The sequence below is a fragment of the Microbispora sp. H10830 genome, assembly GCF_014161375.1.
In the GTDB taxonomy this organism is placed as follows: domain Bacteria; phylum Actinomycetota; class Actinomycetes; order Streptosporangiales; family Streptosporangiaceae; genus Microbispora; species Microbispora catharanthi.
Window position 1 is genome coordinate 306114 of record NZ_JABBWX010000006.1, and the last position, 25686, is coordinate 331799.

23 protein-coding genes are annotated in these 25686 nt (G+C 71.9%); 11 read left to right on the top strand and 12 right to left on the bottom strand.

Annotated features, from left to right (window positions below; genetic code table 11):
* Positions 1–5 precede the first annotated feature (5 nt).
* A complete protein-coding gene (locus tag HHX35_RS18155) occupies positions 6–2081 on the bottom strand; it encodes a DPP IV N-terminal domain-containing protein (RefSeq protein ID WP_182899963.1) in 2076 nt (691 codons plus the stop codon).
* Between the two features lie 42 nt (positions 2082–2123).
* Here HHX35_RS18155 and mshB point away from each other — a divergent pair, with 42 nt between their 5' ends.
* From mshB to rraA, 5 genes are all read left to right on the top strand, one after another.
* Positions 2124–3029: an N-acetyl-1-D-myo-inositol-2-amino-2-deoxy-alpha-D-glucopyranoside deacetylase gene (gene mshB, locus HHX35_RS18160; protein ID WP_182899964.1), complete on the top strand. Its 906-nt coding sequence runs from the start codon at positions 2124–2126 to the stop codon at positions 3027–3029.
* An 89-nt stretch (positions 3030–3118) separates the two neighbouring features.
* Entirely contained in the window at positions 3119–3550 is a 432-nt protein-coding gene (locus HHX35_RS18165; RefSeq protein WP_182899965.1) for a DUF6113 family protein, read from the top strand.
* Positions 3551–3607: 57 nt separating this feature from the next.
* Positions 3608–4045, top strand: a complete 438-nt coding sequence (locus HHX35_RS18170; protein ID WP_182899966.1) for a hypothetical protein — start codon at positions 3608–3610, stop codon at positions 4043–4045.
* A 263-nt stretch (positions 4046–4308) separates the two neighbouring features.
* Entirely contained in the window at positions 4309–5157 is an 849-nt protein-coding gene (locus HHX35_RS18175) for an MBL fold metallo-hydrolase (protein ID WP_226873411.1), read from the top strand.
* A gap of 307 nt (positions 5158–5464) precedes the next feature.
* Entirely contained in the window at positions 5465–5947 is a 483-nt protein-coding gene (gene rraA, locus HHX35_RS18180; protein WP_182899968.1) for a ribonuclease E activity regulator RraA, read from the top strand.
* A gap of 35 nt (positions 5948–5982) precedes the next feature.
* On the opposite strand, the gene HHX35_RS18185 is transcribed toward rraA, so the two are convergent.
* The 9 genes from HHX35_RS18185 to HHX35_RS18225 all read right to left on the bottom strand — a co-directional run bounded on the left by HHX35_RS18185 (position 5983) and on the right by HHX35_RS18225 (position 17882).
* Positions 5983–6462, bottom strand: coding sequence for an HNH endonuclease signature motif containing protein (locus HHX35_RS18185; protein ID WP_182899969.1), 480 nt, complete (start codon positions 6460–6462; stop codon positions 5983–5985).
* Between the two features lie 314 nt (positions 6463–6776).
* On the bottom strand, positions 6777–8132 hold the full coding sequence (locus tag HHX35_RS18190) for a DUF222 domain-containing protein (protein ID WP_182899970.1): 1356 nt from the start codon (positions 8130–8132) through the stop codon (positions 6777–6779).
* 473 nt (positions 8133–8605) lie between these two features.
* On the bottom strand, positions 8606–9787 hold the full coding sequence (locus tag HHX35_RS18195) for a cysteine--tRNA ligase (RefSeq protein ID WP_182899971.1): 1182 nt from the start codon (positions 9785–9787) through the stop codon (positions 8606–8608).
* Between the two features lie 54 nt (positions 9788–9841).
* Positions 9842–11707 (bottom strand): sigma factor-like helix-turn-helix DNA-binding protein, encoded by a 1866-nt coding sequence (locus HHX35_RS18200; RefSeq protein ID WP_182899972.1) that lies wholly within the window; start codon positions 11705–11707, stop codon positions 9842–9844.
* Positions 11708–11762: 55 nt separating this feature from the next.
* On the bottom strand, positions 11763–13823 hold the full coding sequence (locus HHX35_RS18205; RefSeq protein WP_182899973.1) for a UvrD-helicase domain-containing protein: 2061 nt from the start codon (positions 13821–13823) through the stop codon (positions 11763–11765).
* 3 nt (positions 13824–13826) lie between these two features.
* On the bottom strand, positions 13827–15488 hold the full coding sequence (locus HHX35_RS18210) for a hypothetical protein (protein ID WP_182899974.1): 1662 nt from the start codon (positions 15486–15488) through the stop codon (positions 13827–13829).
* Positions 15489–15553: 65 nt separating this feature from the next.
* A complete protein-coding gene (locus tag HHX35_RS18215; RefSeq protein WP_183542493.1) occupies positions 15554–16330 on the bottom strand; it encodes a trans-aconitate 2-methyltransferase in 777 nt (258 codons plus the stop codon).
* 124 nt (positions 16331–16454) lie between these two features.
* A complete protein-coding gene (locus HHX35_RS18220; protein WP_310739157.1) occupies positions 16455–17546 on the bottom strand; it encodes an ABC transporter substrate-binding protein in 1092 nt (363 codons plus the stop codon).
* Positions 17547–17648: 102 nt separating this feature from the next.
* Positions 17649–17882, bottom strand: a complete 234-nt coding sequence (locus tag HHX35_RS18225; RefSeq protein ID WP_182899976.1) for a hypothetical protein — start codon at positions 17880–17882, stop codon at positions 17649–17651.
* A gap of 97 nt (positions 17883–17979) precedes the next feature.
* Between HHX35_RS18225 and fdxA the strand changes: the two genes are divergently transcribed.
* From fdxA to dapE, 5 genes are read left to right on the top strand one after another with little or no spacing between them, the layout of a single operon-like run.
* Positions 17980–18306, top strand: coding sequence for a ferredoxin (gene fdxA, locus HHX35_RS18230; protein ID WP_030507471.1), 327 nt, complete (start codon positions 17980–17982; stop codon positions 18304–18306).
* Between the two features lie 44 nt (positions 18307–18350).
* Complete coding sequence (gene dapC / locus HHX35_RS18235; RefSeq protein WP_182899977.1) at positions 18351–19430, top strand: succinyldiaminopimelate transaminase; 1080 nt, start codon at positions 18351–18353, stop codon at positions 19428–19430.
* Positions 19431–19441: 11 nt separating this feature from the next.
* Positions 19442–20077, top strand: coding sequence for a DUF4178 domain-containing protein (locus HHX35_RS18240; protein ID WP_182899978.1), 636 nt, complete (start codon positions 19442–19444; stop codon positions 20075–20077).
* Positions 20078–20134: 57 nt separating this feature from the next.
* The gene (locus HHX35_RS18245; protein WP_220505594.1) at positions 20135–20899 is read left to right on the top strand and encodes a hypothetical protein; all 765 of its coding nucleotides are present in this window, start codon (positions 20135–20137) and stop codon (positions 20897–20899) included.
* A 24-nt stretch (positions 20900–20923) separates the two neighbouring features.
* Complete coding sequence (dapE, locus tag HHX35_RS18250) at positions 20924–21979, top strand: succinyl-diaminopimelate desuccinylase (protein WP_182899980.1); 1056 nt, start codon at positions 20924–20926, stop codon at positions 21977–21979.
* Between the two features lie 75 nt (positions 21980–22054).
* Here the strand turns inward: dapE and HHX35_RS18255 are convergent, their stop codons facing one another.
* The gene (locus HHX35_RS18255) at positions 22055–24253 is read right to left on the bottom strand and encodes a bifunctional polysaccharide deacetylase/glycosyltransferase family 2 protein (protein ID WP_182899981.1); all 2199 of its coding nucleotides are present in this window, start codon (positions 24251–24253) and stop codon (positions 22055–22057) included.
* A 19-nt stretch (positions 24254–24272) separates the two neighbouring features.
* Positions 24273–24815, bottom strand: coding sequence for a hypothetical protein (locus HHX35_RS18260; protein WP_182899982.1), 543 nt, complete (start codon positions 24813–24815; stop codon positions 24273–24275).
* A 122-nt stretch (positions 24816–24937) separates the two neighbouring features.
* Between HHX35_RS18260 and HHX35_RS18265 the strand changes: the two genes are divergently transcribed.
* Positions 24938–25684 carry a TIGR00730 family Rossman fold protein gene (locus tag HHX35_RS18265; RefSeq protein ID WP_182899983.1) on the top strand — a complete coding sequence of 249 codons (747 nt, stop codon included), beginning with the start codon at positions 24938–24940 and terminating at the stop codon, positions 25682–25684.
* Positions 25685–25686 lie beyond the last annotated feature (2 nt).

A 25686-nucleotide genomic window follows, 5' to 3' on the forward strand; every position in this document is an offset into this window, starting at 1 on the left:
TCCCGTCAGCCGGTGATGTGCAGCGACTTCTTGAGGAAGTCGAGCTGCAGGAGCAGCAGGTTCTCCGCGACGACCTCCTGCGGGGTCATGTGGGTGACGCCCGACAACGGGAGCACGGTGTGCGGGCGGCCGGCCGCGAGCAGGGCCGACGACAGCCGCAGCGTGTGCGCGGCGACCACGTTGTCGTCGGCCAGGCCGTGGATCAGCAGCAGCGGGCGCTCCAGCTTCTCGGCGTCTCCCTTCTCCGCATCGGCGAGGAGCGACGAGCGCTCGTAGTGCCCCTCGTCGGGGTGGCCGAGGTAGCGCTCGGTGTAGCAGGTGTCGTACAGGCGCCAGTCGGTGACCGGCGCACCGGCGACGGCGACGTGGAACACGTCGGGGCGGCGCAGCACGGCGAGCGCGGCGAGGTAGCCGCCGAACGACCAGCCCCGGATCGCCACCCGGGAGAGGTCGAGGTCGCCCGGGTGCAGGGCCGCCACGCCCTGGAGGGCGTCCACCTGGTCCTGCAGCGAGATCGTGAAGTCGTGCAGCATCTCGCGTTCGAAGGCAGGGCCGCGCCCCGGCGTGCCCCGCCCGTCTGCCACGACCACCGCGAAGCCCTGCTCGGCCCACCACTGGGACTCCAGGAACATCCGCCGGGCCGACAGCACGCGCTGGGCGTGCGGCCCGCCGTACGGGTCCATCAGGACGGGCAGCGGGCCCGAGCCGGGCACGTGCCACGAGGGCAGCAGGATCGCCGTGGACAGCTCACGCGAGCCCGCCCGGACGAGCGACACGCGCGGCTCCAGTCCGGGGCGCTCGGCGAGGGACTTGATCGATACTGCCCCGACTGAAACCGTCGTTCCCTCGGTGTCGAGGCTCTGCCGGGCGACGAGCGTCACGCCGCCCGCCCGGCGGCCGGAGTGGACGCCCGGTTCGGTCGTGACGGCGCTGATCGTGCCCGCCGCGTAGGTCCACAGATGGATCTCGGTGGGCTCGCCGCTCGCCTGGAAGAGCACGGTGTCGCCGTCGACGTCGAGCACCGCGCGCACCTGCAGGGACGGCGGCGTGACCGGCTCGTTGCCGACCACGAGGCGGTGGCCGCCGTCGGCGTCGGCCACCCATACGAGCGTCCCGTCGGACAGGCGGGCCGGCACGCCGGTGACGATGTCCACCCAGGCGGGGTCGGTGTCCTCGCGCAGGAGCGTCGTCTCGCCGGTGTCCGGGTCGGCGGACAGCAGGCGCATCGTCCGCTGGTCCCGTGAGAGCGTGACGATCGCGAGGCCGTGTGCGTCCCAGGCCGCCGTCACCAGATACTCCTGCTCGAACGGCACCGCCGTACGCGCGCCGTCCAGGCCGATGACGTGCAGCGTGACCTCGGCGTTGGCCGTGCCGGCGGCGGGATAGCGCTGCGGGACGGGCTGACGATCGGGGTTGGCCGGGTCGGCGATGTGCCACAGGGGCACCGGAGACTCGTCCACCCGGGAGACGAGCAGGCGGTCGCCGGAGGGCGACCACCAGTAGCCGCGCATCCGCTCCATCTCCTCGGCCGCGATGAACTCCGCGAGGCCGTAGGTGACCAGGTCGCTCTCCGGCTCGGCGAGCACTGTGTCAGCTGGGGTGTCCGCTCCGGTGGCGATCTCCAGCACGTGCAGGGCGCCGCCCGTGACGTACGCGACCCGCGCGCCGGTGGGGTCGAGCCGGGGGTCGATGACCGGCCCGGCCGCCGGGAGCCGCCGCACCTCGCCCGAGGCGAGACCGGCCAGGTAGAGGTCGCCCGACAGCGCGAAGACGGCCTGCCGGACCTCCCGGTCCGTGGCGTACGCCACCACGCCGCCCGCCGACTCCCGCGACCGCTCGCGGCGGGCGCGCTCCTCCGGCGGCAGGTCCTCGTCGGCGGCGCCCAGAGCGAGGGGATCGACGACGAGCCGCTCGGCTCCGGACGCGACGTCCAGCTCCCACAGGCAGGTCACCGGGTCGGTGCCCGATCTCGTCCTGAGGAAGGTCACCCGACCGCCGTCAGGGGAGATCGTGAAGTTGCGCGGCACCCCGAGGGTGAACCGCCGGGTCCTGGCATGCAACCGTGGGAAGCTCTCCGTCATAGCTCCTCATACTGCCAGCACGAGGGCACTACCCTCGGAGGCATGACTGACCGTCGCTTGCTGCTCGTGCACGCCCACCCCGACGACGAGTCCATCGGCACCGGCGCGACCATGGCCAAGTACGCCGCCGAGGGGGCGCACGTGACGCTCGTGACCTGCACCCTGGGGGAGGAAGGCGAGGTCATTCCCCCAGAGCTCGCCCACCACGCCGCCGACAGGGACGACACGCTCGGCCAGTACCGCGTCAGCGAGCTGGCCGCCGCCTGCAAGGCGCTCGGCGTCACCGATCACCGCTTCCTCGGGGAGGCCGGCCGCTGGCGCGACTCGGGCATGATGGGCGCGGCGACCAACGACCGTCCCGGCTGCTTCTGGCGGGCCGACCTCGACGAGGCCGCGGGCGAGCTGGTCAAGGTGATCCGCGAGGTCAGGCCCCAGGTCCTCGTCACCTACGACGAGAACGGCTTCTACGGCCATCCCGACCACATCCAGGCGCACCGCGTCTCCTGGCGGGCCTTCGAACTGGCCGCCGATCCCGCGTTTCCCGGCGGGGAGCCGTGGCGGATCGCCAAGTTCTACCTCACCGCCATGCCCAAGTCGGTGCTGCGGCGGACCATCGAGACCATGCGCGAGGCCGACGTCGACTTCTGGGTGCCTGAGTCGATCGACGACATGCCGGGGTGCGCCGACGAGGACGTGACGACGGAGATCGACGCCCGGCCCTACGTGGAGGCCAAGCTCGACGCGATGCGGGCGCACGCGACGCAGATCGCCGTGGACGCGCCGTGGTTCGCGCTGTCGAACAACGTCGGCCAGCAGGCCCTCGGGGTCGAGCACTTCATCCTGCGTGCCGGGGTCCCCGGCAAGCCCGGCATCGGCGTCCCGCCCGAGGTGGGCGGCCTGGGCGAGCCGTACGACCGCGAGGCCGACCTGTTCGCCGGCATCGGCTAGCGCCGCGACCGACGAGATTTGCCCGGCGAGGTGCCGCTCTGGGCGACGCGAGGGGCAAAGGTCGGAGGGAGAGGCGCTAAGTTGACGGCATGACCCAGGAGACGCAGGTCGCCGTCGGGACCGAGGACGTTCCCGGTCCGCTGGCCGGGGCCGTGACCGGTGCGGCGTACGGCGTGCTCTTCCTGCTGGGCGTGGTGCTCGGCGTCGTCGGGGGCTTCCAGCACGCGTGGTACGCCGGGCAGGTGCCGGTCGCCGCGATCGCCTGGCTGGTCGCCCTGTTCGCCGTGCCGTACGTCATGGGCAGGCTGATGGGCAGCAAGCTGGGCGCGCTCGTCCCCGCCGCCGGCTGGCTCCTCGTGTCGTTCCTGCTGGCCACGCCGCAGCGGGCCGGCGACCTCGCCATCGCCGGCAACTCCGCCGGCTACTGGTACCTGTACGGCGGCGCCGTCGCCGTCGCGGCCGCCGTGGTCGTCACCCGATCCGCCGGTTCGTGGCTGCTGAGGTCGTACGGCCGGGTCTGAGCTTGCCCGTGCTTGCCCGTGCTTGTACAGGCGCGGCCCCTCGCCGATCCTGGGGACATGCGGCGGTCGCAAAGGGTCCGGCAGGTCATCAACTACGTCAACCTCTCCACGCCCCTCGGGCTGCTGATCGCGCGGATCGGCGGAGCCCGCACCCGCAGGGGGGAGCGGGGCCTCGTCTACGCGCACGGCTACCGCATCCCGTTTCCCGTCGCCGGGGCGTTCACCGTGGGCAACGTGATCCTGACCAAGCACGGGGAGGGCTATCTCACCGGCTGCCTGCTCGACCACGAGTCCCGCCACGCCTCCCAGTACGCGTTCTGCGTCGGCCTGCCCATGCTCGTGCTGTACGTGCTCGCCTCGGCCGCCTCGTACGCCGTCTGCGGCCATCCGGCCTCGTGGAACCTTTTCGAACGGATGGCCGGCCTGGACGACGGTGGTTATCCCCGGGTGCATCCGTGGTGGAGGAGAAGGTGGAGGAGGTCGCGTTCCACCTGAAGGCGGAGGAAACATGAAGGGAATCGACCGGTCGTAGGAGGAATAATTTCGGCTCTGCGGGGATCATGGAGAGCGGAAGGGAGTTCCCCATGTCGCAGACGATTCAACCGGAAAGCCCTGAGGCGCCAGAAATCCCCGTTTCTCCCGTTCCGAAAGCGCCGAGTGCGCCGATTGTTCGGCCTGCCGGACCCCGCCGGTGGCCGTCCAGCTTCGCCGACAGGCTGACCGCCCCTCTTCCGGACTTCCGCGAGGTCACCAGTGTCATGTGGCACGGGCAGCTGCGGCCCGACATCGGTGACAGCGACCAGATTCCCGTCCACCGTGTCGGCCTGCCCCGCGCCGCCGCGACCGAGACCGTGGTGACCTGGGTCGGCCACGCGACGTTCGTTCTCCAGATCGGCGGGCTGACCGTGCTGACCGATCCGGTGTGGTCCCGCAAGATCCCCGGTGTGCGCCAGCGGCTGACCCCTCCCGGCGTCGCCTGGTCCGACCTGCCCGAGGTCGACGCGGTCGTGATCAGCCACAACCACTACGACCACCTGGACGCGCCGACGATCCGCCGCCTGCCGAGGGACACGGCCGTCTTCGTACCCGCCAAGCTCGGCGGGTGGTTCCGGCGGCGCGGCTTCCGCGACGTGACCGAACTGGACTGGTGGGAGTCGGCTCGCCTCGGCGACGTGACGTTCGACTTCGTCCCGGCTCACCACTGGAGCCGCCGTACGCTCTGGGACACCTGCCGCACCCTCTGGGGCGGATGGGTGCTCACCTCTCCCGAGCACCGGGTCTACTTCGCCGGCGACACGGCCTACGGGGAGCGGTTCGCCCAGATCGGGGAGCGCTACCCGGGCATCGACCTCGCTCTCATGCCGGTCGGCGCCTACGAGCCGCGCTGGTTCATGAAGGTCTCCCACGTCGACCCCGCCCAGGCCGTGCAGGGCTGCCTCGACGTGGGCGCGCGGCGCATGGCCACCATGCACTGGGGGACGTTCGTGCTGTCGGGCGAGCCGTTGCTGGAGCCCGTGCGCGAGGCCCGCGCCGTATGGGAGTCACGCGGCCTCGACCCCGCCGACCTGTGGGACCTCGCCGTCGGCGAGAGCCGTACGCTGCCCTGACGGGACGGCCGGGATGGCGCTTGTCGCCTTCTGGGTTGCCTGCCCGCCGCCAGGCACGGGCGACGCGGTGACGGCGGCTCCGCTCGTCTGACATCCGCTGAGCGCGACAGCGCCGAGCAAAAGCAGACGGAAGCGCGAAACATCATGCACGCCTGCATTCTTTTCCCGGAGGGCTCTGCTCGGGTAATCAAAGTGTTTACGGAATGGAGAACCGCGCATTTCCGGGCGGCGGCAACGGGCCCCGGCCCAGCGGCGCGTCGATCGTGCCGCCGGAAAGCGGCATCGGCGGCCCTGGCACAATGCGGCCATGAGCTTCGCGACCGCTGATCTCTACGACGCCCACGGCGACGCGCTGCGCAGTTGCGTCACCCAGTTCCGCTCGTATGGCTCACGCGCGCGATTCTCCGGCCAGATCTCCACGGTCCGCTGCCTGGAGGACAACGCGCTCGTCAAGCAGGTCCTGGCGACGCCGGGCGAGGGCCGGGTGCTGGTGGTCGACGGCGGCGGATCGCTGCGCACGGCGCTGCTCGGCGACATGATCGCGACCTCGGCGGTGGAGAACGGCTGGGCGGGCGTGGTGATCCATGGCGCGGTACGGGACACGGCCGCGCTGGCCGACCTCGACCTCGGCGTCAAGGCGCTCGGCGCCAACCCTCGCAAAAGCGCCAAAACCGGCCTGGGGGAGATCGACGTCCCGGTGACCTTCGGGGACGTGACCTTCGCTCCGGGAGAGTGGCTCTACAGCGACGAGGACGGCATCCTTGTCAGCGACCACCGCCTCGACATCTGAGCTCCCGGCGACTGTCCGTGCCGCCACCCGGCTTGCTAGATCCTTAGCCGCTTGATTTGGGTCGGCTGGTAGGTGAAGGTCCAGCGGTCGGTGCCGGCTTTGCGGCGGGTGTAGCGGTCGGGGTGCTGGTAGCGGTCGCGGTTGTGGAACTGGCAGGCGGGGCCGAGGAGTTTGAGGTCGGTGTGGCCGCCGGTGCTCCAGTTGTCGGCGTGGTCGATCTGGCACAGGGTGGCGGGGAGTGGGCAGCCGTCGATCCAGCAGGTGGCGTAGCGGGCGAACACGGCCCTGCGTTGGGCGGGGGTGGCCAGGCGGACCTTGCGGCCCATGTCCAGCACCTGCCCCTCGGCGTCCATGACCAGGCGGACCAGGGTGCTGGTGCGGGCAAGGCGGTGCACGCTGGAGACCGGCAGCATCTGCCCGGTCGCCAGCAACACCCCCGGCACCGCCCCCAGCACCGCCCCCGGCAGCGTCCCTGGGATTGTTCCCGGTGGCCTGCCCGGCTCCGATCCCGGCACGCCCGGCGGCGTCCCTGGCGCTGTTCCCGGCGCTGTTCCCGGCGGTGTTCCCGATGGCCTCCCTGGCACGCCCGACTCCGATCTCGGTGTCCCCGGCGCACACGAGCACGGTGCATCGCCGCCGCACCCGCACCCGCCCGCGCCCGGCCGCCGATGGCCGTGGCCGTGCCTCCGATGCTCGTGGCCGTGGCCGTGGCCGTGGCCGTGGCCTTGGCTCTCAGGCGTGCTCTGCCCATGCCGGCAGTCCCCCGCAGGCCGATGCCCCGCGTGGGCGTGATGCGCAGCGGCATCCTCGGGAGGAGGATCCGGCCGCGCTATCTGCGAAGGTGAACCGGCATCTGCGTCGGCATCGCCACAGTCGGCGGGATCGGCGGGGTCGGTTGGCTGGCAGGGGCCCTCATCCTGGGCAGGTGCGGCAGCGCCGGTGCTGCCCACGTCGCCGGGGCCGCCCATCTCGCCGGGGCACTGGTGTTGTCGACGTCGCCGGGGTCGACAACGCTTCCGATGTCGCCGGTGGCGCCGGTGTCCTCGCTGTCCCGGCCGTCCTCGTCGGCCTCGGCGCCCTCCGTGTCCTCGGTGCCCTCCGCGTCCTCGGCACGCTCGGCATCCTGGGCGTCGTCAATGTCTTCGGGGTGATCGTCGCCGGGGTCAGCGGGTCGGGGGTCGGTGGGGAGGGATTCGGCGGTGACCAGGACCAGGAGCTCGGCAGCGATCTTCTGCTCCAGCAGCGCGATGAACGCATCCGCGTTACGCACTCGCAACGGCCGGTCATCACCCTCCGCGCGCGGCTTGGCGTAGGCGTCCAACAGGGCCCGCAGCCGGGCGGCCGCCTCACGGGGCAGGTAGAACTCTCCCTCCACGCCCCCGCCTTTGGTGGGGCGGACCCTCAGGAACCGCCGCCCGAAGTCGGCCCGCTCATCCCGGTCCTCCCCGTCGGGGTCCAGCACCGCCCGCAGATAGCGGCCCGCTTTGGCCACCTCCGCCGCCCCCGCCTTACCCGCCAGCTCCAGCAAAATCGGCTCAGCCAACCCCGCATGCTCATCGCTCAACTGGGCGGTGGCCATGCAGATCGCCTCCACCACCCCCGCCGCCAACCCACCCGCGGCGAACTTCTCCCGCACCCGCGGCAGACGCGCCAACTCCACCGCCAGCGTGAGCAGGCGGCCCGCACCGGGCACGCTCATCCCCCCAGCGGTACGCAACCAACTACGGGTCGAGGCATGCCCATGCCGCCTGGCCTGCCCCGCACCATGCACCCGCCCCACCCGATCCGCCAACGCGCACGTGATCCGATCCCGCGCGAACACCAACTCCTCAGCCTCGGCAAGACAGACATCCACATCGTCCGGCACCGCCGCCAACGCCAACGCCTGCGCCGACTCACGCAGAGACCCCACCAACACCCACGACGACCGGGCCCGGCGATCACCCGCGCCACCGGCATCCACACCCGGACTGTCCGTGCTTGCGCTCCCGGCACCGGGTGGGCTTTCGCTGGTGTCCCGACTCGCGTCCTGCCGCAGCTCGGAATCGTTGATCGAGAAATGCTCGCGGGCGAGCGAACCCTCGGCCGACCACAACCGGGAACCGGAAGTCAACCGGTCCCACCAGTCGCCGTCAGTGTTATTCGAACGACGAGAGCGGTCGGGATTGATAGCGAACAGATCCACCGCGCCCTCCTCGCTAGATTCGAATACTTGTATGAATTGTTTCACGCCATCGTGCCTTGCACACCCGGTGAGCGGCGAATTGTTGGAGTGACAGGTCGAGCCGTCCGGCCGCGCGCTTGAGGCCCGCGAGGGTCGGCTCTCCGGGGTGCCCTCTCGCAGCCGCGTTCAACGCCCTGCGGGTTACGGGCGCGGGCGTCGGGTACGGCGGGCGAGCTTGCGGGAAGGGAGCGAAGGTGGCTGCCGGGGCCGTCCAGCATGCCAGGCGCTGACGCGGCGTCGGCCTGCCTCCGGGCCGGACGTGGAGCCGCCGCCGGGCCGGCTGTCAGTACGCGAGAAGCGGACCGGCTGACCCGTTCACGTCTGCAGAAGCGGACCGGCTGACCCGTTCACGTCTGCAGAAGCGGACCGGCTGACCCGTTCACGTCTGAGAAGCGGACCGGCCGGCCGGCCCGTGCAGGCGTGAGAAGTGCCCGTCAGACGCGGCCGATGTCGGCGGGCAGGTCGAGGGCGAGCACGTGGTCGAAGTGGAGGAAGGTCTCGAACCTGGACCCCGGCGCGACCGACTCGTCGGCCTCCAGGTCGCGCAGCAGGCGTAGCGCCCTGGGCGTGTCGAGGTCGTCGTCCAGCGCCCGCTGGACGCGCTCGGAGTGGGCGTCGTCGATCGGGCGGCTCGGTGACTCCGCCCATTCGGCAACCCGCCTCCGCAGCCGCCGCAGTTCCTCGTCGGCGGCGTGAAGAGCGTCCCAGGTGAGGTCGACCGGCCGCCGGTAGTGGTGCTCCAGCAGGGCCAGCCGTACGGCGAGGGGATCGAGACCGGCGGCGACGACGCCGGACAGTGGCACGACGTGCCCGGTGCCGGCCGGGCGGCCCTCGAACAGCAGGTGCCCGGAGTGCGCCCAGTGGGCGGCGGCCTCCTGACCTGTGGCGGCGTTCGACTGCGCCCGCGCCCTCTCGTGGTGGGGGAAGCACAGGTCGGCCCCGCCCACGTACAGGTCGAAGTGGGGGCCGAGGAACCGCAGCGGCGTGGCCGAGCACTCCACGTCGCGGCCGGGGAGACCGCGGCCCCAGGGCGCGTTCCAGGCCGCTCCGGCGTCGCCGCCGGCCGAATGCCCCAGGGATTGCGACACCGGCTCCCAGAGGGGCCAGTCGGACGCCGAGCCCGGCTTGCCGGAGATCTCGCCGTACGTGGGGAAGGACGCCGCGTCGAAGAACACGGCCCCCTCCGGGGTGGCGTACGCGTGGCCGCGCTCGATGAGCCGCCCGATGAGCTCGATCACCAGGCCCATCGTCTCGCTGGTCCGGGGGGAGTGCTCGGGGGCGCGCATGTTGAGCGCGAGCGTGTCGGCGTCGAGAGACGCGCCGTTCACGTCACGATCGTCACGGCCATCACGATCGTCACCGCCGTCACCGCCGTCACAGCCGTCACCGCCGTCACCGCCGTCTCGGTGGACGAGGTCGGAGACGTTGCGGCAGGCGAGCACCCGCAGATTGGCGCGTTCGGCGACGCGGCGGACCAGGTCGGCGAGCAGGGCGGGGCGCAGGTCGGCGAGGCCGGCGGGCCCGTGCGCGGCGCAGGTGTACATCCGCAGGATCCGCGAACCGGCCGGGGCGACGGGCACGACCTGCCGAGTCAGGGTGTCGTGGAGCCGCAACATGCTCCGAGCCTACGTGCTGCCTCCGACATCCCCGCCCCGGCCCCTGAGCCGGAATCAGGTCAGGAAGCGGATGATGTCGCGGTCGCCGCGTTCGCGCAGGCGGTCGAGGACATCCTCGCGGACGGCCTCCTCGGGCAGGCCGATGCGGGCGCCGATGAGACGCAGGCCCTCGGCCTCCGACGCGACCGGAGCGGTGTACCCGATCAGGTGCAGCGCCTGGTTGATCGCGGGCAGCCCGGCCCCCGCCGTGGGCAGGAAGCGGGTCAGCAGCTCGCCGCCGTCGGAGACCGTGAGGAAGACATGGTCGCCCTCGGACGCGTTGTACTCGGCGAGGACGTTCCTGATCGAGCCGATGGTCGGCTGGTTGTGCCAGCTGATCACCACCTCGCCCGACGCGGTGGAGGCGGTGAGCTGCCCGCCGGGCGCCATGCCGAGATGCGCGGCGAAGCCGGTCGGCAGCGGGGAGCCCGAGCCGCGCAGGTGCTCGGCGTTCACGTCGACACGGTGCCACCAGCGGCCGTCCCTGCTGCGGAAGCAGCGGCGGGTCATCGAGACGTCCCGGCGCGGCTGGTACGGCTCGGCCTGGTCCTGGGCGGCCACCCTGATGTAGCCGCGCTGGGTCCGCTCGAACCCGGGCCCTCCGGCGTACGCCCTGATGGAGCTCTCGCTCACGTCGTAGTGGGAGGTCAGGTTGTCCACGACCGTGCTCACGGACGCCTCGCCGCCCGCGCGCTCGATCTCCCGAATGATCATCTCCCGGATGCCGAGGTACTCGTCGCCGCCCCAGCGCCGCAGCCCGTACTTGCTGCGGTCGAGCCGGATGAACCGCTCGTCGGAGGCGAGCTGGTTGCGGATGCCGACGATGCTGTAGTCCTCGCCGATGCGACCCTGGATGTCCTCGGGGGTGAGCGGGGCGTGGGCGACCGCCAGCACGGCCTCCGCCTTGTCGCCCATGCTGCGCGGCCAGGGGACGACGTGGCCGTCCATGACCCGCAGGTGCGGCACCGACGCCAGCCAGCGCTCGGCGACGTCCTCCCGGATGCCGAGCTGGGCGACGAGGGAGACCGCCTCCTCCAGCGGCCGCGGGCCGTCGGCGAACAGCTGCCGCGTCTTCTCCCTGAGCTCGTCCGCGCCGCCCGCGATCAGCCAGCCGTCCACCTGCTCGTACCCGGTCAGCAGCGTACGGACGAACCGCCAGGCGGGGATCGCGAGCGTGATCAGCTCGGTGCGGTGCCACGGCACGGCGGCGGCGACGTCGTCGGCGGGCACGGCCGAGCCCAGCCGGGTGCGCAGCCAGGACAGGTGGGCGTTCAGCGGCGCGGCGGACGGGCCGTTCAGCCAGTCCATCACGTGGTCGCGCAGGTCGCGCTCGATCTGCCGGATCCGCTCGCGGGTGACTGAGAAGCGCTGGGCCAGCTCGTCCAGTGTGGCCCGCTGGGCCTGGCCCGGTGGCTGGGAGGTGTCGAAGTAGAGCCGGTCGCGTGCGATGGCCCGCTGGCGGTCGTCCAGCCGGGCGAAGATCTCGTCGATGACCTCGGGCATCGGCCGCTCGGGAAGGGCCGGCGGGACCGCCGCCCCCGCCGGCTCCTGTGCGGGCTCCGTGGCCAGCAGCTTGTCGATCACGTCGACGTACAGGTCGTGGACGCTCTCCCGGGGGCCGGGCGTCTGGAGGCTCTCCTCCGGGTGGGTGAACCTCAGCAGAGGGAGGATGTCGCCGAGGACCAGGTGCGACCAGCAGGCGGTGGTGAGGTCGGCGAGCCGGGAGGCGACCTGGCCGGTTCCCACCGCCGCGCAGGCCCGGCCGAGGGGAAGCGCCTGCCACCACGCGTCGGGAAGACCGGGGTCGCTCGCGATCGGCTCTACCTGGCTGGGCGCGGTCCAGCGCAGCGGAGGCACGATGTCGCTAAGGCTGAGGTTCATGCAGGTCCAACCGGCAAGGGGAATATATCCGCAGTTCAGACTAGGGGATCGGACGTCAGGCCGGGATGAAGGGACTGGCGCGCCCCGAATAGGACACGTAGAGCAACTCCCCCGCCCGCGTGCACGCCACGTAGAGCAGCCCCCGTTCGCGTTGCAGATCGTGCGCCCGGGCCGTCGGGTCCTCGTCGGCCGGGGTCAGCGCGTCCGGCGCCGGCACGATTCCGTCAGCCACGCCTATCACGGCCACCCGGCGGAATTCCAGCCCTTTCATTCCATGAAGGGAGGTGACTTTGACCGTGATGCCCGCTTCGCGTAGTGCGGTGCGGGCGGTACGCACGAGGTCCGGGGTACGCGCGGCCACCGCGATCTGGGCGGTCGGCACGCCCTCCTCCACCCATTCGGCCACTGTGGAGACGAGCCCGGCCATCTCCGCCTCCGCGTCCACGTACTGGCGCACCATCGGACGCGCGCCGTAGTCCAGCGCGCGGTAGCCGTACATCGCGGCGTTGCCCGCGACCAGGCCGTCCGCCGGGCCACCGCCGCGCAGGCGCACTCCCCACGAGAGGATCTCGGCGGGCAGCCGGTGGGAGATCTTGAGGCGGAACTGGCGGGCGGGGATGCCGACGTCCGCCAGCGCGACCCGCGTGTCGAACATGCGCTGGTGTGGGTCTCCCACGATGAACAGGTCGTTCGGGGCGGCGGGGACCGCCGCCCGCAGCAGCCGCCACTGAGCCGGGTGCAGGTCCTGCGCCTCGTCCACCACGATGTGCCGGTACGGCTCACGCCCCGGCGCCTCGTCGCCCAGCAGGTCGCCCACGGCCCGTCCGAGCAGGCCCGCCGCCTCCGAGGCGAGCTGGAGCAGGGTGCGCCGGCCGGACTCGCGCAGGCGCCGTACGACCTGCTGGACGGCCTCCCACACCGTCGTCCTGGCATCGGCGTCGAGCCGGACGCCGCGGCCGGGCCGGGTGGCGGCCTGATACTCCTCCAGCGTCCGCAGGTTCTGCGCGAGGATCACCTGCTCCCACTCGCGCAGCAGGAACGCGCTGCCGAAGCGCCCGACAGCCGCCTCCTGCCACAGCTCGGCCAGGTCGTCGGAGGAGACGAGGGCGGGGGCGCGGCCCTCCGCCTCGGCGACGATGCGGTGCGCGATCCTGTCGACGTTGCCCACCTCGACGCGCTTGCGGACCACCTCGTCCTTGACGATCATGTCGAGCCGCGCGGACAGCTCGGTCGCGAGGCTCTGGGAGAACGTCACCAGCAGCACCGGGCCGGTGGCCGCGCGGGCCAGCAGGGCCGCCCGGTGCAGCGCGATGACCGTCTTCCCGGTGCCCGCGCCCCCGGTGATCAGCACCGGCTGCTCGTACGCCGGCCAGTTGGCGTACGTGTGCTGCGGCGGGTAGAGGAACGTGCACCAGCCGGGCAGCGTGAGGATGCGCTCGAGCTCCGCGGCGTCGGCGGCGAACGCGGCCCGGTCGGGGCTGCGCCGCAGCGCCGCCAGGAGGTCCTCGGGGTCGATCTCGTCGGCGACGCGGGAGCGGCAGGCGTCCAGCTCGCGCCAGGCCGCCGCGAGAGAGCCGCCGCGGGCGAGCGCGGCGAGCGGCGCGTACTGGCTGTGCGGAAGCATCGGCTCCACGGCCGCGAGATGCGACTCCGACGTCATCAGCCGCAGCAGCGGCAGCAGGTGGGCGTCGACGCCGATGTTCAGCAGATCGGCGTCGCACCAGTTCTCGAACAGCGGCCGGCCGCCGGTCTCCGACGCGCGGCGCAGGGCCGGCTCGACCCGCTCCAGGGCCTCGGCGTCCCAGGTCTCGACGATCCCGATGGCCGTGTTGACGCCGAACCTGTGCCGCTGCGCGTACGACCACGCCTCGGCGTCCGGCAGCACGGTGAGCAGCCAGTAGACGTCCTCCTGCCGCACCACCACCCCCCGGTGGCGATCGGCGAGCCGCAGCGTGGCGATGCGGGAATCGCGGCAGTTGCGCACCCTCTCGGGGTGCGGCGCGGCGGACGCGTTGAGCAGGAACCGGCGCACCGCGACGGCGACGTCCCGGCGGACCGGCCGGGTGAGCGCGCCGAGCCCGCGCAGGAACTCCGGGGAGATCGCGAGCCGGGGCATCGGCTATCCCAGCAGGGTCAGCAGGTCGCGGTCCCCGCGTTCTCGCAGCCGCGCGAGGAGTTCGGGGCGCCCGACGGGCGCGGTGAGGCCGACGCGCGTCGCGATCACCCGCGCGGCCTGCTCGGGCGTGCCGCTCGGCGCGGTGTAGCCCACCAGGCGCAGCGCGCGGCTCGTCTCGTCGCCGCCGTCCGCCGCCGGCAGGTGCCGTACGCGCAGCATGCCCTCCTCGGACAGGGTCAGGAAGATGTGGCTGCCCTCCTCGGCCGAGACCTCGCTGAGAATCCGATGGAGGGAGCCCAGGACCGGCCGCGCGTGCCAGGAGAGGCCGACCTCCCCAGCCGCGCTGCGCACCGTGCGGTCCTCGCCCGGCGCGAGACCGACGTACGCCGCGAACCCGCTCGGCAGCGGCACCTCGGCGCCGTGGAGGTGGTCGCCGGAGACGTCGACCCTGAGCCACCACCTGCCGTCCGGCTGCCGGAAGCACCGCCGGGTCAGCGCGACGTCCTTGAGCCCGCCCTGCTGCCCGCCCTGCTGCCCGCTCTGCTGGCGGTCCGGCTGGCGGTCCGCCGTACTGATCTCCGACGCCTTCTGAGCGCGCAGTTGCGGCACGCTCTCCAGCCACTGCCTGGCGACGTCGGGACGGACGCCGAGAGAGCCGATCATCTCCAGCGCCTGGGGGACGGTCGGCGGGCGCTCGGCGGAGGCGATCAGGCTCCGCGTCCTCTCCCGCAGTTCCTCGATGTCGCCGGCCACGAGCCAGTCGCCGAAGAGGCGGTATCCGGGGAACGTGGCGAGCACGAACCGCCAGGCGGGCACCTCCAGCGTGCGCAGTTCGCGCCCGTGCCACTCGGCCGCCGTGACGAACCGCTCCTTCGGGACCGCGGCTCCGAAGGTGTCGGCGAGCCAGGTCAGATGCTCGTTGTACGGCTTCGCCTCCGGCAGCACGAGCCAGCGGGACAGCCGGTCGCGCAGGGCCGCTTCGAGGTCGTGGATGACGGCGGGATGCACGGCGAGCAGCCTGGCCAGCTGCTCGGGATCGGACGGCTCGTCGGCGAAGACCCGGTTCTGCGCCACCATCCAGGTCTGGTCGTCCAGGTCGCCGAACGCCGCGTCGATCAACTCGGGGATGTCCGGGGCCTGCTGTTCCGCCACCTGTTCATCCGGGGGATCCTCCACCGGCTCGGACACCGGCTCGGACACCGGCTCGGACACCGGCTCGGACACCGGCTCGGACACCGGCTCGGAGACAGGCTGGGCCTCCTCCGGGGACATCCGTAAGAACACGGCGCCGAACAGGGCGGTCAGCACGGGGCGGGCCTTGACGAACGGCTGGTCGGCCAGTTCCCGGCCGGACAGCGCGAGCAGGCCGTGCCACGACCCCGCCCGGTCGAGCGCGATCGCGACCTGGGGGTCGTCGGCCTCGTCGGGGTCGAGCACGTGCAGCGCGGGCAGCACGTCGCCGACGGCCGCCGCCGGCCAGTGGTCGAGCGCGAGCTCGGTGAGCAGGTCGCCCAGCGCCTCGGCGTCCAGGATGGCGAGCACCCGGTGCAGGGGCAGCGTCCGCCACCAGGCGTCCGGCAGGCCGGGCCGGTCGGCCAGGGCCGTGATGCGGGCAGCGTCACTCCAGCGCAGCGGTGGCACGAGGTCACTCAGGCAGAAGTTCATGCGTTCCCCATCACTCACAAAGACCAGTCCATAGTCTGGCAAATCGCCCCGTCGTGGTGGAGATGTCAGTGACGTTCTGCGGCGAAACGGAGACGGACGTAGTCGGCCATCCAGCCGGTCTCCCGGCGCAGCGCGGGGGCGGCCAGCTCGTTGACCCGGCGCAGCAGCGGCTCCACGGCCGCCGGGGGGACCCGGTCGAGCAGCGAGCCGGCGAACATCCGGACCCAGTCGGCCGCGCCGTTCGGGCACTCGTCGAGCGGCGTGGGGCGGTCGAAATACTCCAGCAGCCGGACCGTGAACCCGCCCTTCTCCAGGCGATGGGCGTACTCGGCGGGGCTGGGGAAGTACCACGGCAGCTCGGGCTCGGGCAGGCCGTACTCGCGCCAGGCGGTGAGCACGGCGGAGGTCAGGGCCGCGCAGTTGCCCGCGCCGCCCATCTCGGCGACGAACCGGCCGCCCGGCCGCAGCGCCTCCCGCACGCAGTCGATCACCGCGTCGGGGTCGCGGCTCATCCAGTGCAGCGCGGCGTTCGAGAAGACCGCGTCGTACGGCTGGGCGACGGTGAAGTCGTAGCCGTCGCCCACGGTGAAGTCGAGTCCGGGATGGTGCGCGATGGCCTGCTCGATCATGGAGTGGGAGCCGTCGATGCCCAGCACGTGGGCGCCGCGCCTGGCGATGTCGGCGGTGAGCACCCCGGTGCCGCACCCGAGGTCGAGCACGCGCTCACCGGGGCGCGGGTCGAGCAGTTCCACCAGCGGCGCGCCCTGAGCCGAGACGTAGCCGAAGGAGCTGTCGTAGGCGCGAGCGTTCCATCGGGTGAGACTGGGAGTTTCGTACCTCAAGATCGGCTCGCATTCTGACACGTATGCCCGGTGTCGGGATTGCCGCAATCTCATGCCGACTTGTGAGACTGCTGGGATAACGACACACTTTACGGCTTCCGTCGCCTCCGCGAGATCGGAGGACTCAGCCGACCATCTGGGCCCAATGCGCGGTCACATATGACTTGGCCTGATCCTGCTCGGGGATGTTCAGGATCACCGGGTCGCCGGACGCCTCCGGCAGCCTGGCGGCGGCGCCCCCGTCGAGCGTGTCGCGCATCTCCATGGCCTCCATCCGGGCGGGCCGCGCGTACGCCTTGAGGAAGAGGTTCTGGCCCTCGTCGGACAGCAGGAACTCCTCCCACAGCCGGGCGGCGGCCGGGTGCGGCGCGTCGGCACTGATCGCCTGCATGTAGTAGGAGGCGAGCACCTCGTTCTTCGGGATCGTCACCCGCCAGGCCGCCGCGCCCCGGCCGGAGGCGGCCCGCGCCGCGTTCATGTAGTCCCAGTCCACCACCGCGGTCGCCTGGTCGGGCCGGCCGAGCATGCCGCCCTTCTTCAGCCGCGCGAACAGGTCCACGCCCCGCGCGGCGTCCGGCAGTCCGTTGCCGAGCGAGGCGGCCATCACGGCGCTGAACGCCGAGGCCACCCGGCGCGGGTCACCCGGCAATGCCACGGTCGTCCCCGGCCTGACCAGCGCGCCGTACGACGCGGGGGCGGGGACCTTTCTCGGGTCGTAGCCGATCGACATGTATCCGCCGTAGGCGGCGAACCAGCGTCCCCGCTGCTCCTTGGCCTCGTCGGGGATGTCCGCCCAGCCGGCCACGCGGTAGGGCGCGAACAGCTTGGCGTCGGCGACGGCGACCTCCAGGGTGAGATCGAACACGTCCGGCGCCTGATTCGTCCCCTTCAGACGGGCCGCGGTGTCGATCTCCTGCTTGCTGCTCGCCTCCGGCACGATCGAGGTCACCTTGATGCCGTACTTGTCGGAGAAGCGGGCGATGATCTCCTTGTAACCGACCCAGCCGCCCGGCAGGCCCACGACCGTGAGCGCGCCCTCCTTCTTGGCCGCCTCGACGAGCCTGTCCATGGTGCCGAACCCGGACTCCAGGCTGTCGGCCCGGGGGTTCAGGGGCGGCAGCGGCTTGTCCGGCGACGACGGCTTCGAGCACGCGGAGGCCGTGAACAGGAGGACGGCCGCCGAGGAAATCGTCACGACACAGGCACGTATGGTCACGCCGCGTATGCTCCCCGCGTCGCGGCGGTCGTTCGCGGCGGCGCGCTGGGGAATTACCGAGTCGGCGTCCGCACCATGCACGCCGATTACTGGGCGCGCGGATTACCGGGCAGGCGGCGCGGGCGGCACGACCTTGGCGGCGGCCAGGGTGTCCTCGGCGATCTCTACGAGGCTTCCGTCCCGTTTCCGCACGGTGAGCACGCCGTCGTGCCAGGATTCCAACACGCCGACGGCGTCCCGGTACCCGCCGGGCACCCTGCGTCGCGTCGTCACCCGTTTGCCCACGTCGGCGGGGGTGATGGCGATCACGAGACGGGCTGCGAAACGAGGGGCCACGACGATTGCCCCCCTCCTGTTCCGGCTAGTCGGCAGGCACCGCAATACTAGGGCTAGCAACCCGCGGTCGAGCCGTGCAACCCAGAAGGAGCCCGAGGTGACGTACGTCATCGCGCAGCCTTGCGTGGACGTCCTGGACAAGGCGTGCATCGAGGAGTGCCCCGTCGATTGCATCTACGAGGGCGAACGCATGCTCTACATCCACCCCGACGAGTGCGTGGACTGCGGTGCGTGCGAGCCGGTGTGCCCCGTAGAGGCGATTTTCTACGAGGACGACCTTCCCGAGCAGTGGAAGGACTTCTACAAGGCCAACGTCGATTTCTTCGAGGAGCTGGGCTCGCCCGGCGGCGCCTCGAAGGTCGGAAAGATCAACAAGGACCACCCGCTCGTCGCGGCGCTCCCGCCGCAGGGCGAGGACCACTGACCGACGCCTGATCAGCGCGGTCCGTGACGACTGGGGGATTTTCTTTGCTTGCGTTGCCGGACTTCCCATGGGATCGGCTCGTGCCCTATCAGGACCTGGCGCGGGCGCATCCCGGCGGGATCGTCGACCTGTCGGTCGGCACGCCGGTCGACCCGGTGCCCCCGGTCGCTCGTGAGGCGCTCGCCGCCGCCGCCGACAGCCCCGGCTATCCCCTGACGTACGGCACGCCGCGGCTGCGTGAGGCGGCCGCGGGCTGGCTGCGGCGGCGGCACGGCGTCACGATCGACCCCGCCGACGTGCTGCCGACCATCGGCTCCAAGGAACTGGTGGCCTGGCTGCCGACGCTGCTCGGCGTGCGGCCCGGCGAGCGCGTGGTCTTCCCCGAGCTCGCCTATCCGACGTACGACGTGGGTGCGAGGCTGGCCGGGGCCGACCCCTACGCGACCGACGGGCTCCTCGCGCTGGGCCCCGAGCGGGTGCCCCTCGTCTGGGTGAACTCGCCGTCCAACCCCACCGGGCGCGTCCTGCCCGCCGAGCACCTGCGCAAGGTCGTCGCGTGGGCGCGTGAGCGCGGCGCGGTCGTCGCGTCCGACGAGTGCTACATCGAGCTGGGCTGGGAGGAGCACCCCGTCTCCGTCCTCCATCCGGACGTGTGCGAGGGCTCCCACGAGAACCTGCTCGCGGTCCACTCGCTGTCGAAGCGGTCGAACTTCGCTGGATACCGCGCCGGCTTCGTCGCCGGCGACCCCCGGCTCGTACGGCGGCTGCTGGAGGTGCGCAAGCACGCCGGCATGATGATGCCCGCCCCGGTCCAGGCCGCGACGGCGGCCGTGCTCGACGACGACGCGCACGCCGACGCGCAGCGGGAGCGGTACGCCCGGCGCCGGGCGGTGCTGCGGCCCGCGCTGGAGCGGGCCGGCTGGCGGGTCGAGCACTCGGCCGCCGGGCTCTACCTGTGGGCCACCGACGGCACCGGCTGCTGGGACCAGGTGCGCGCCCTGGCCGAGAGGGGCATCCTCGTCGCGCCGGGCGAGTTCTACGGCGCCGCCGGGCGCGGTCACGTCCGTATCGCGATCACCGCCACGGACGAGCGCGTCGATGCGGCGGTGAGCCGCCTCCAGTAGGATCGCCCGCCATGACGACAGCGATCGTGATCGTGCTGGGCCTCGCCACGGTCGTCGTCGTGCTGGGCGCCGTCGCCGCGACCCGGCGCACGCGTGCGCGCGAGCCGGTCCGCACGCCGCCCGCCGCTCCGGGAGAGTCGCCGGCGCGTGACCCCGAGGCCGATCCCGACTTCTTCGACCCCCGCACGATCAGGGTGGGGGACACCGTCTACGTGGAGGCCGCCCGCTATCGGGCGGTCGGCGCCCTGCACTGCACGATGCAGGGCGAGAAGTGGACGGAATACCTGCTGGACGAGGGCGCCCGGCGCTACAACTGGCTGTCGGTCGAGGAACGGCCGGGCAAGGAGGGCGAGCCCCTCCACCTGGAGGTCCTGTTGTGGACCGACGTGCCGACCCAGGGCATGGTGCCGGCCAGGCACATGCTCATCGTGGACGGTCTGGAGTTCTATCCCATCGAGCGTGGCACGGCCGCCTTCCGCTCCGAGGGGACCACCGGGCTGCCGGAGCGCGGCCTGCTCGACTTCGCCGACTACCGGGCCGGCGACGGCCGCCTGCTGTCGTTCCAGCGTGTGCAGGGCGGCCAGTGGGAGGCGTCCTACGCCCGACCGCTCACTCCGGGTTCGATCCGGGTGGATCGGCTTCCCTGATCGCACGGGTAGGTTCTGCTTGTGGAACGGCGCCTTACCAAACCTGTCGTGACCGTCATGGTCATCGTCGTCCTGCTGGGCGCCGCCATCTTCTACGGCGCCTATCACCTGCTGAAGCGGACCGAACCGTTCGCTCTGGGCGAACACTGCATGATCAAGACTCCCGGCGGCACGCTCGACCTCGACATCGAGCAGGCCCAGATGGCCGCGACCATCGCCGCCGTCGCGGTGCGGCGCAAGCTGCCCGAGCGCGCCCTTCAGATCGCCTACATCACGGCGATCCAGGAGTCCAAGCTGGCCAACCTGCCGTACGGCGACCGCGACTCGGTGGGCGTGTTCCAGCAGCGGCCCTCGCAGGGCTGGGGGACGGCCGAGCAGTTGCAGGACCCGGTCTACGCGTCGCGGAAGTTCTTCGCCGCACTGGAGAAGGTGAAGCACTACCGGACCCTGCCGCTGCACGAGGCGGCCCAGGCCGTGCAGCGCTCCGCCGACGGCTCGGCCTACGCGGAGCACGAGTACAACGCCAAGATCCTCTCGGCGGCGTTCATCGGGCGGGTGCCCCAGGCCGTGCACTGCTGGTACCCGCCGTCCGACAAGCCGGTCACGCCGCAGACCGAGACCGCGCGCAAGCAGCTCGTGCGCGCGCTCGGCACGGACTCCGCGCCCAAGCGCGGCTGGCTGGTCGCCGCCTGGTACGTCACCCACGCACAGAAGTACGGCCTGCGCCAGGTGCGCTTCGAGGGAGTCACCTGGACGGCCGCCAGCGGCCACGACGGCTGGCGCAAGGCCACCAAGCCCGTCGCCACCGTGCAGGTCGCGTGAACCCGTGGATTAGGGTCGGATGGCATGCGGCTTGACCTTGCCCAGGACGTGGGCGCGCTGACGGCGCAACTGGTGGACATCGAATCGGTGAGCGGCGCGGAGAAGGCGCTGGCCGACGCCGTCGAGGAGGCGCTCGATCCGCTGCCGCACCTGACGGTGCTGCGGGACGGTGACGCGGTGGTGGCGCGGACCGACCTCGGCCGGGCCGAGCGTGTGGTGATCGCCGGGCACATCGACACGGTCCCGGTGGCGGACAACCTGCCCAGCAGGGTCGAGGACGGCGTGCTGTACGGCTGCGGGACGTCCGACATGAAGAGCGGCGTGGCCGTCCAGCTCAAGCTCTGCCTGCTGGCCGAGCCGAACCGCGACCTGACCTTCGTCTTCTACGACTGCGAGGAGATCGAGGCCGAGCGGAGCGGCCTGCTGCGGCTCACCCGCACCCATCCCGAATGGATCACGGGTGACTTCGCGGTCGTGATGGAGCCGACCGACGGGTTGATCGAGGGCGGCTGCCAGGGCACGCTGCGCGCCGAGATCACGGTGAAGGGTGTGCGCGCGCACAGCGCCCGGTCGTGGGAGGGCGTCAACGCCATCCACGGCATCGCGCCGGTCCTGGAGACCCTCGGCCGGTACGAGGCGCGGCGCCCGGTGGTGGACGGCCTCCAGTTCCGCGAGGGGCTCAACGCGGTGGGCGTACGCGGCGGGGTGGCCGGGAACGTGATCCCGGACGAGTGCGTCGTGACCGTGAACTACCGCTTCGCCCCCGACCGCACGCTGGAGGAGGCGTTCGCCCACGTCCAGGAGGTCTTCGACGGCTTCGACGTGCGGCTCACCGACGGAGCGCCGGGCGCGCGGCCGGGGCTGACCCACCCCGTCGCCGCGGCGTTCGCCGCCGCGATCGGCGGCACGCCCCGGGCCAAGCTCGGCTGGACCGACGTCGCGCGGTTCTCCGCGCTCGGGATGCCCGCCGTCAACTGCGGCCCGGGCAACCCCGACATCGCGCACACGGCGGGGGAGAACGTGAGCCTGGACAAGATCGTCGAGAGTGAGCGACGGATGACGGCCTGGCTGGCCGAATAGCCCGTAGATAGAAGAAAGTGGCTTTCCTCGCCGGCCATTTGGCGGGGAAAGCCACTTTCGTCCCGAGCAGCACCCTCATTCCTTAGACGGAGCCTCGGCGAAGACCGGTTCCAGGTTCCCGGGAATGTTTTCAAGATTCTTCAGGGTGTTGAAGGTGCCCTCCCGCCGCACCGTGTGCCAGCGCAGGCGCACCCCGAGAACGGCCGTGGCGACGGACTGGATGACCACCAGGTACATCAGCTGCCGGTAGACGAACTGCTGCAGGGGGAGCACCCACAGCGCCGACGCCCGTTCTCCGTCCAGACGCAGCGCGTACCACCCGCTGAGGGCCTGGGCGGTGACGAATCCGGCCCAGACCGCGACGACGGGCAGCGGGTCCGCCACCGCCACGCTGTAGACGGCCATGATGTCGACGACCGGGGCCAGCAGCGGGAGGATCACCTGGAAAAGCGTGAGATACCCGAGGCACCGGCGGCCGAACGGTCCTCGCTCCAGCACCGCCCCGCGGTGCTTCCACATCGCCTGCAGAGTGCCGTAGCACCAGCGGTAGCGCTGGCGCCACAGTTGCCGCAGAGAGGTGGGCGCCTCGGTCCACGCCCGGGCCCGTTCCTCGTAGACGACCCGCCAGCCCGCCCGGCAGATCGCCATCGTGAGGTCGGTGTCCTCGGCGAGGGTGTCGAGGCTGACGCCGCCGACCGACAGCAGTGCCTGCCGGCGGAAGGCGCCGATCGCGCCGGGCACCGTCGCCATGCAGCCGAGCAGGTCGAAGGCGCGCCGGTCGAGGTTGAACCCGATGACGTACTCGATGTGCTGCCAGCGGCCGATCATCCCGCGCCGGTTGCCGACCTTCGTGTTGCCGCTGACCGCGCCCACCGAGGGGTCGGCGAGCGGTTGGATGAGGTTCCCGATGGTCGACGGCTCGAAGACGGTGTCGCCGTCCACCATGATCAGGATGTCGTGTGAGGCGTGGGCGATGCCGGTGTTGAGCGCGGCGGGCTTGCCGCCGTTGGGCTGGCGGATGACGCGTACGCCGGGCAGATTCAGCGAGGCGGCGATCTCCGCCGTGCGGTCGCCGGAGCCGTCGTCCACGACCAGCACCTCGACCTGCCCCGGGTAGTCCGTCGTCACGAGCGAGCGGACCGTCGCCTCGATCCCCGCCTCCTCGTTGTACGCGGGGACGATCACGGACACGGCCGGAGGGGCCGGCCACAGGGGAACGCGGTCGCGCCTGCGCCTGGCGGTGTTCTCCGGGCGCCTGCGGCGGGTCCTGCGGGCGTGGACCCAGGCCAGCGAGACGAAGAACGCCAGGCGGGCGAGGGTGAGCACCCCGGCGACGGAGAGGATCCAGCCCAGTGAGCCGGTGAAGGCGGCCGAGACCCGCTGGGCGATGGCGAGAACGCTTCCGAGGAAGCGCTCGGTGGTCCCGGCGGGTGTGTGGGCCGAAGGCAGCCCGGCGGCCTTCGTGAGCGTGGTGGCCGAGTAGCCCCTCTTCTTCAGCGCGTCCAGCAAGGCGTCGACGGCGGCCACGGTCCGGCTCCGGTCGCCTCCGGCGTCGTGGAACATGACCACCGCGCCCCGGCCCCGGGGCGGGAGCGTGTCCCTCACCATCCGGTCGACGGCGGGACGGCTCCAGTCCCGCGAGTCGAGGTCGGTGAGTGCCACCAGGTACCCCTCGTCCCCGAGTACGCGCATGGCCGCGAGCTGGGCGCTGCCGACCGCCGACGGCGAGGAGGAGTACGGCAGGCGCGCCAGGCGCGTGTGCACCCCCGTCGTGCCCGCGAGGACCTTCTGCGTGAGGGACATCTCCAGCCGGGTGCGCCAGAGCGGGGTGGTCGTCAGGTCGGCGTGGGTGTAGGTGTGGTTGCCGAGCTCGTGACCCTCCGCGAGGATCCTGCGAACCAGCTCGGGGTGCTCGGCCGCGTGGGCGCCCACCACGAAGAAGGTCGCCTTGGCGCCGTGCCTGCGCAGCACGTCGAGGATCCGAGGGGTCCACTTCGGGTCGGGGCCGTCGTCGAAGGTCAGCGCGACCGTCCGGGCGGCCGTACGCACGGTGCGAGGGCGCGGGCCCGAGGCGTTCACGACCGGCCCGCCCGAGCGCACCCGGTCGAGCTCGGCGGAGTGCTCCTCGCCCGCGGGAGGGGGCGCGTGCGTCTCGCCGACGACGTTGTGCGCGAAGCCGTTGAGCAGCAGCGCGCCGGCCGTCAGCAGGGCCGCGATCGCCACGAGGAACCAGTGGCCGCGGGGGTCGGCCCGCTTGCCGCGTCGTCCTGCCATCACCGTGTGCTCACCCTCTTCACTTGGGTCCGCGCGTCCGGCTGACCTGACCCGGCGGTGTGCCGCCGTGGCCGGGGTTCGCCGTCGGCGCCTCCGTGACCTCGGGCGACGGTTCCGCGGATGGTCCCGCCGTCTCGGACGGCGAGGGCCGCCGGGTCGGCGCCGAGGAGGGGGCGCGGGACGGGACGGAGGGCGGGGAGGCGGACGGGCGGGGCGGCCGGGAGGCGGACGGCCGAGCGGCGGGCGAGGTGGCCGTCCGCGTGGGGCGGGCGGCGGGCGTCGGCGCCGGAGGCCGGGCGGAGGTGCTCGTCTCCGGCGAGGGGGAGGGGCTGGGCGAGCGCGACTGCGGATGCGCCGCGTCCGGTCGACCACCCTGCCCCGGCCAGTTCAGCGCGGGGAGGCCGGAGCCGCCGACCATGCCGCCGAGCACGCCGACCAGCAGAGTCACCGTGAGAGCCGTGACCAGCACTCCGGTGACGATCGCGGTGACGGTCAGCACCTTGCTTCTGCGACCGCTGTGGTCGACGAAGACGGCCGTGCTCGTGGGGTGTGGCTCTCTCACGGGTTCCGATGCTATTGAGGCTGGGCTGATGTTTGGGACGCAATATGACGTTTGGGGCATAACTAATCGGGTAATTCGCGCGTCTTGCACCGTTCCCGATCCCTACCGTTAGCGTGACCGTCATGAACCACACCCGACCCGAACGCCGGCAGGGTCCGTCGCTGGTCCGCGGCGGCCTCGTCCCCGAATCCACTCACGACCAGCGCCTGCTCGACCGTCGCGGCCCCACCGGCTGGCTGCACGAGGATCCCTGGCGGGTCCTGCGCATCCAGTCGGAGTTCGTCGAGGGCTTCGGCGCCCTCGCCGACCTTCCTCCGGCGGTGACCGTCTTCGGCTCCGCCCGCACCGGTCCCGACACCCCCGAGTACGAACTCGGGGTGAAGGTCGGCGCGGCGCTCGCCAAGGCGGGCTACGCGGTGATCACCGGCGGCGGCCCCGGGGTGATGGAGGCGGCCAACAGGGGCGCGCTGGAAGCCGGCGGCGTCTCGGTCGGCCTCGGCATCGAGCTGCCGCACGAACAGCGCCTCAACGACTACGTGGACCTCGGCATCGAGTTCCGCTACTTCTTCGTGCGCAAGACGATGTTCGTCAAGTACGCCAGCGGGTTCGTGGCCCTGCCCGGCGGATTCGGAACGCTCGACGAGCTGTTCGAGGCGCTGACCCTGGTGCAGACGCGGAAGGTCACCTCGTTCCCTGTGATCATGATGGGCGTGTCGTTCTGGTCGCCGCTGATCGACTGGATCCGCGACACGCTGCTGGCCACAGGGAAGGTCTCGCCGCAGGACGTCGAGCTGGTCTCGGTCACCGACGACCCCGACGAGGCCGTGCGCCTCATCGTGGAGGCCGACCGGCGCTCCGCCACTCAGTAGGG

Bases quoted from the DNA above. Each gene is read 5' to 3' on its own strand.
- HHX35_RS18175 (WP_226873411.1), top strand. From the start codon at position 4,309: ATGTGGCACGGGCAGCTGCGGCCCGACATCGGTGACAGCGACCAGATT.
- HHX35_RS18165 (WP_182899965.1), top strand. From the start codon at position 3,119: ATGACCCAGGAGACGCAGGTCGCCGTCGGGACCGAGGACGTTCCCGGT.
- rraA (WP_182899968.1), top strand. From the start codon at position 5,465: ATGAGCTTCGCGACCGCTGATCTCTACGACGCCCACGGCGACGCGCTG.
- HHX35_RS18170 (WP_182899966.1), top strand. From the start codon at position 3,608: ATGCGGCGGTCGCAAAGGGTCCGGCAGGTCATCAACTACGTCAACCTC.
- HHX35_RS18255 (WP_182899981.1), bottom strand. From the start codon at position 24,253: ATGGCAGGACGACGCGGCAAGCGGGCCGACCCCCGCGGCCACTGGTTC.
- HHX35_RS18195 (WP_182899971.1), bottom strand. From the start codon at position 9,787: ATGTTGCGGCTCCACGACACCCTGACTCGGCAGGTCGTGCCCGTCGCC.
- HHX35_RS18240 (WP_182899978.1), top strand. From the start codon at position 19,442: ATGACGACAGCGATCGTGATCGTGCTGGGCCTCGCCACGGTCGTCGTC.
- dapE (WP_182899980.1), top strand. From the start codon at position 20,924: ATGCGGCTTGACCTTGCCCAGGACGTGGGCGCGCTGACGGCGCAACTG.
- HHX35_RS18155 (WP_182899963.1), bottom strand. From the start codon at position 2,081: ATGACGGAGAGCTTCCCACGGTTGCATGCCAGGACCCGGCGGTTCACC.
- HHX35_RS18200 (WP_182899972.1), bottom strand. From the start codon at position 11,707: ATGAACCTCAGCCTTAGCGACATCGTGCCTCCGCTGCGCTGGACCGCG.
- HHX35_RS18210 (WP_182899974.1), bottom strand. From the start codon at position 15,488: ATGAACTTCTGCCTGAGTGACCTCGTGCCACCGCTGCGCTGGAGTGAC.
- HHX35_RS18245 (WP_220505594.1), top strand. From the start codon at position 20,135: ATGGTCATCGTCGTCCTGCTGGGCGCCGCCATCTTCTACGGCGCCTAT.
- mshB (WP_182899964.1), top strand. From the start codon at position 2,124: ATGACTGACCGTCGCTTGCTGCTCGTGCACGCCCACCCCGACGACGAG.
- HHX35_RS18205 (WP_182899973.1), bottom strand. From the start codon at position 13,823: ATGCCCCGGCTCGCGATCTCCCCGGAGTTCCTGCGCGGGCTCGGCGCG.
- HHX35_RS18265 (WP_182899983.1), top strand. From the start codon at position 24,938: ATGAACCACACCCGACCCGAACGCCGGCAGGGTCCGTCGCTGGTCCGC.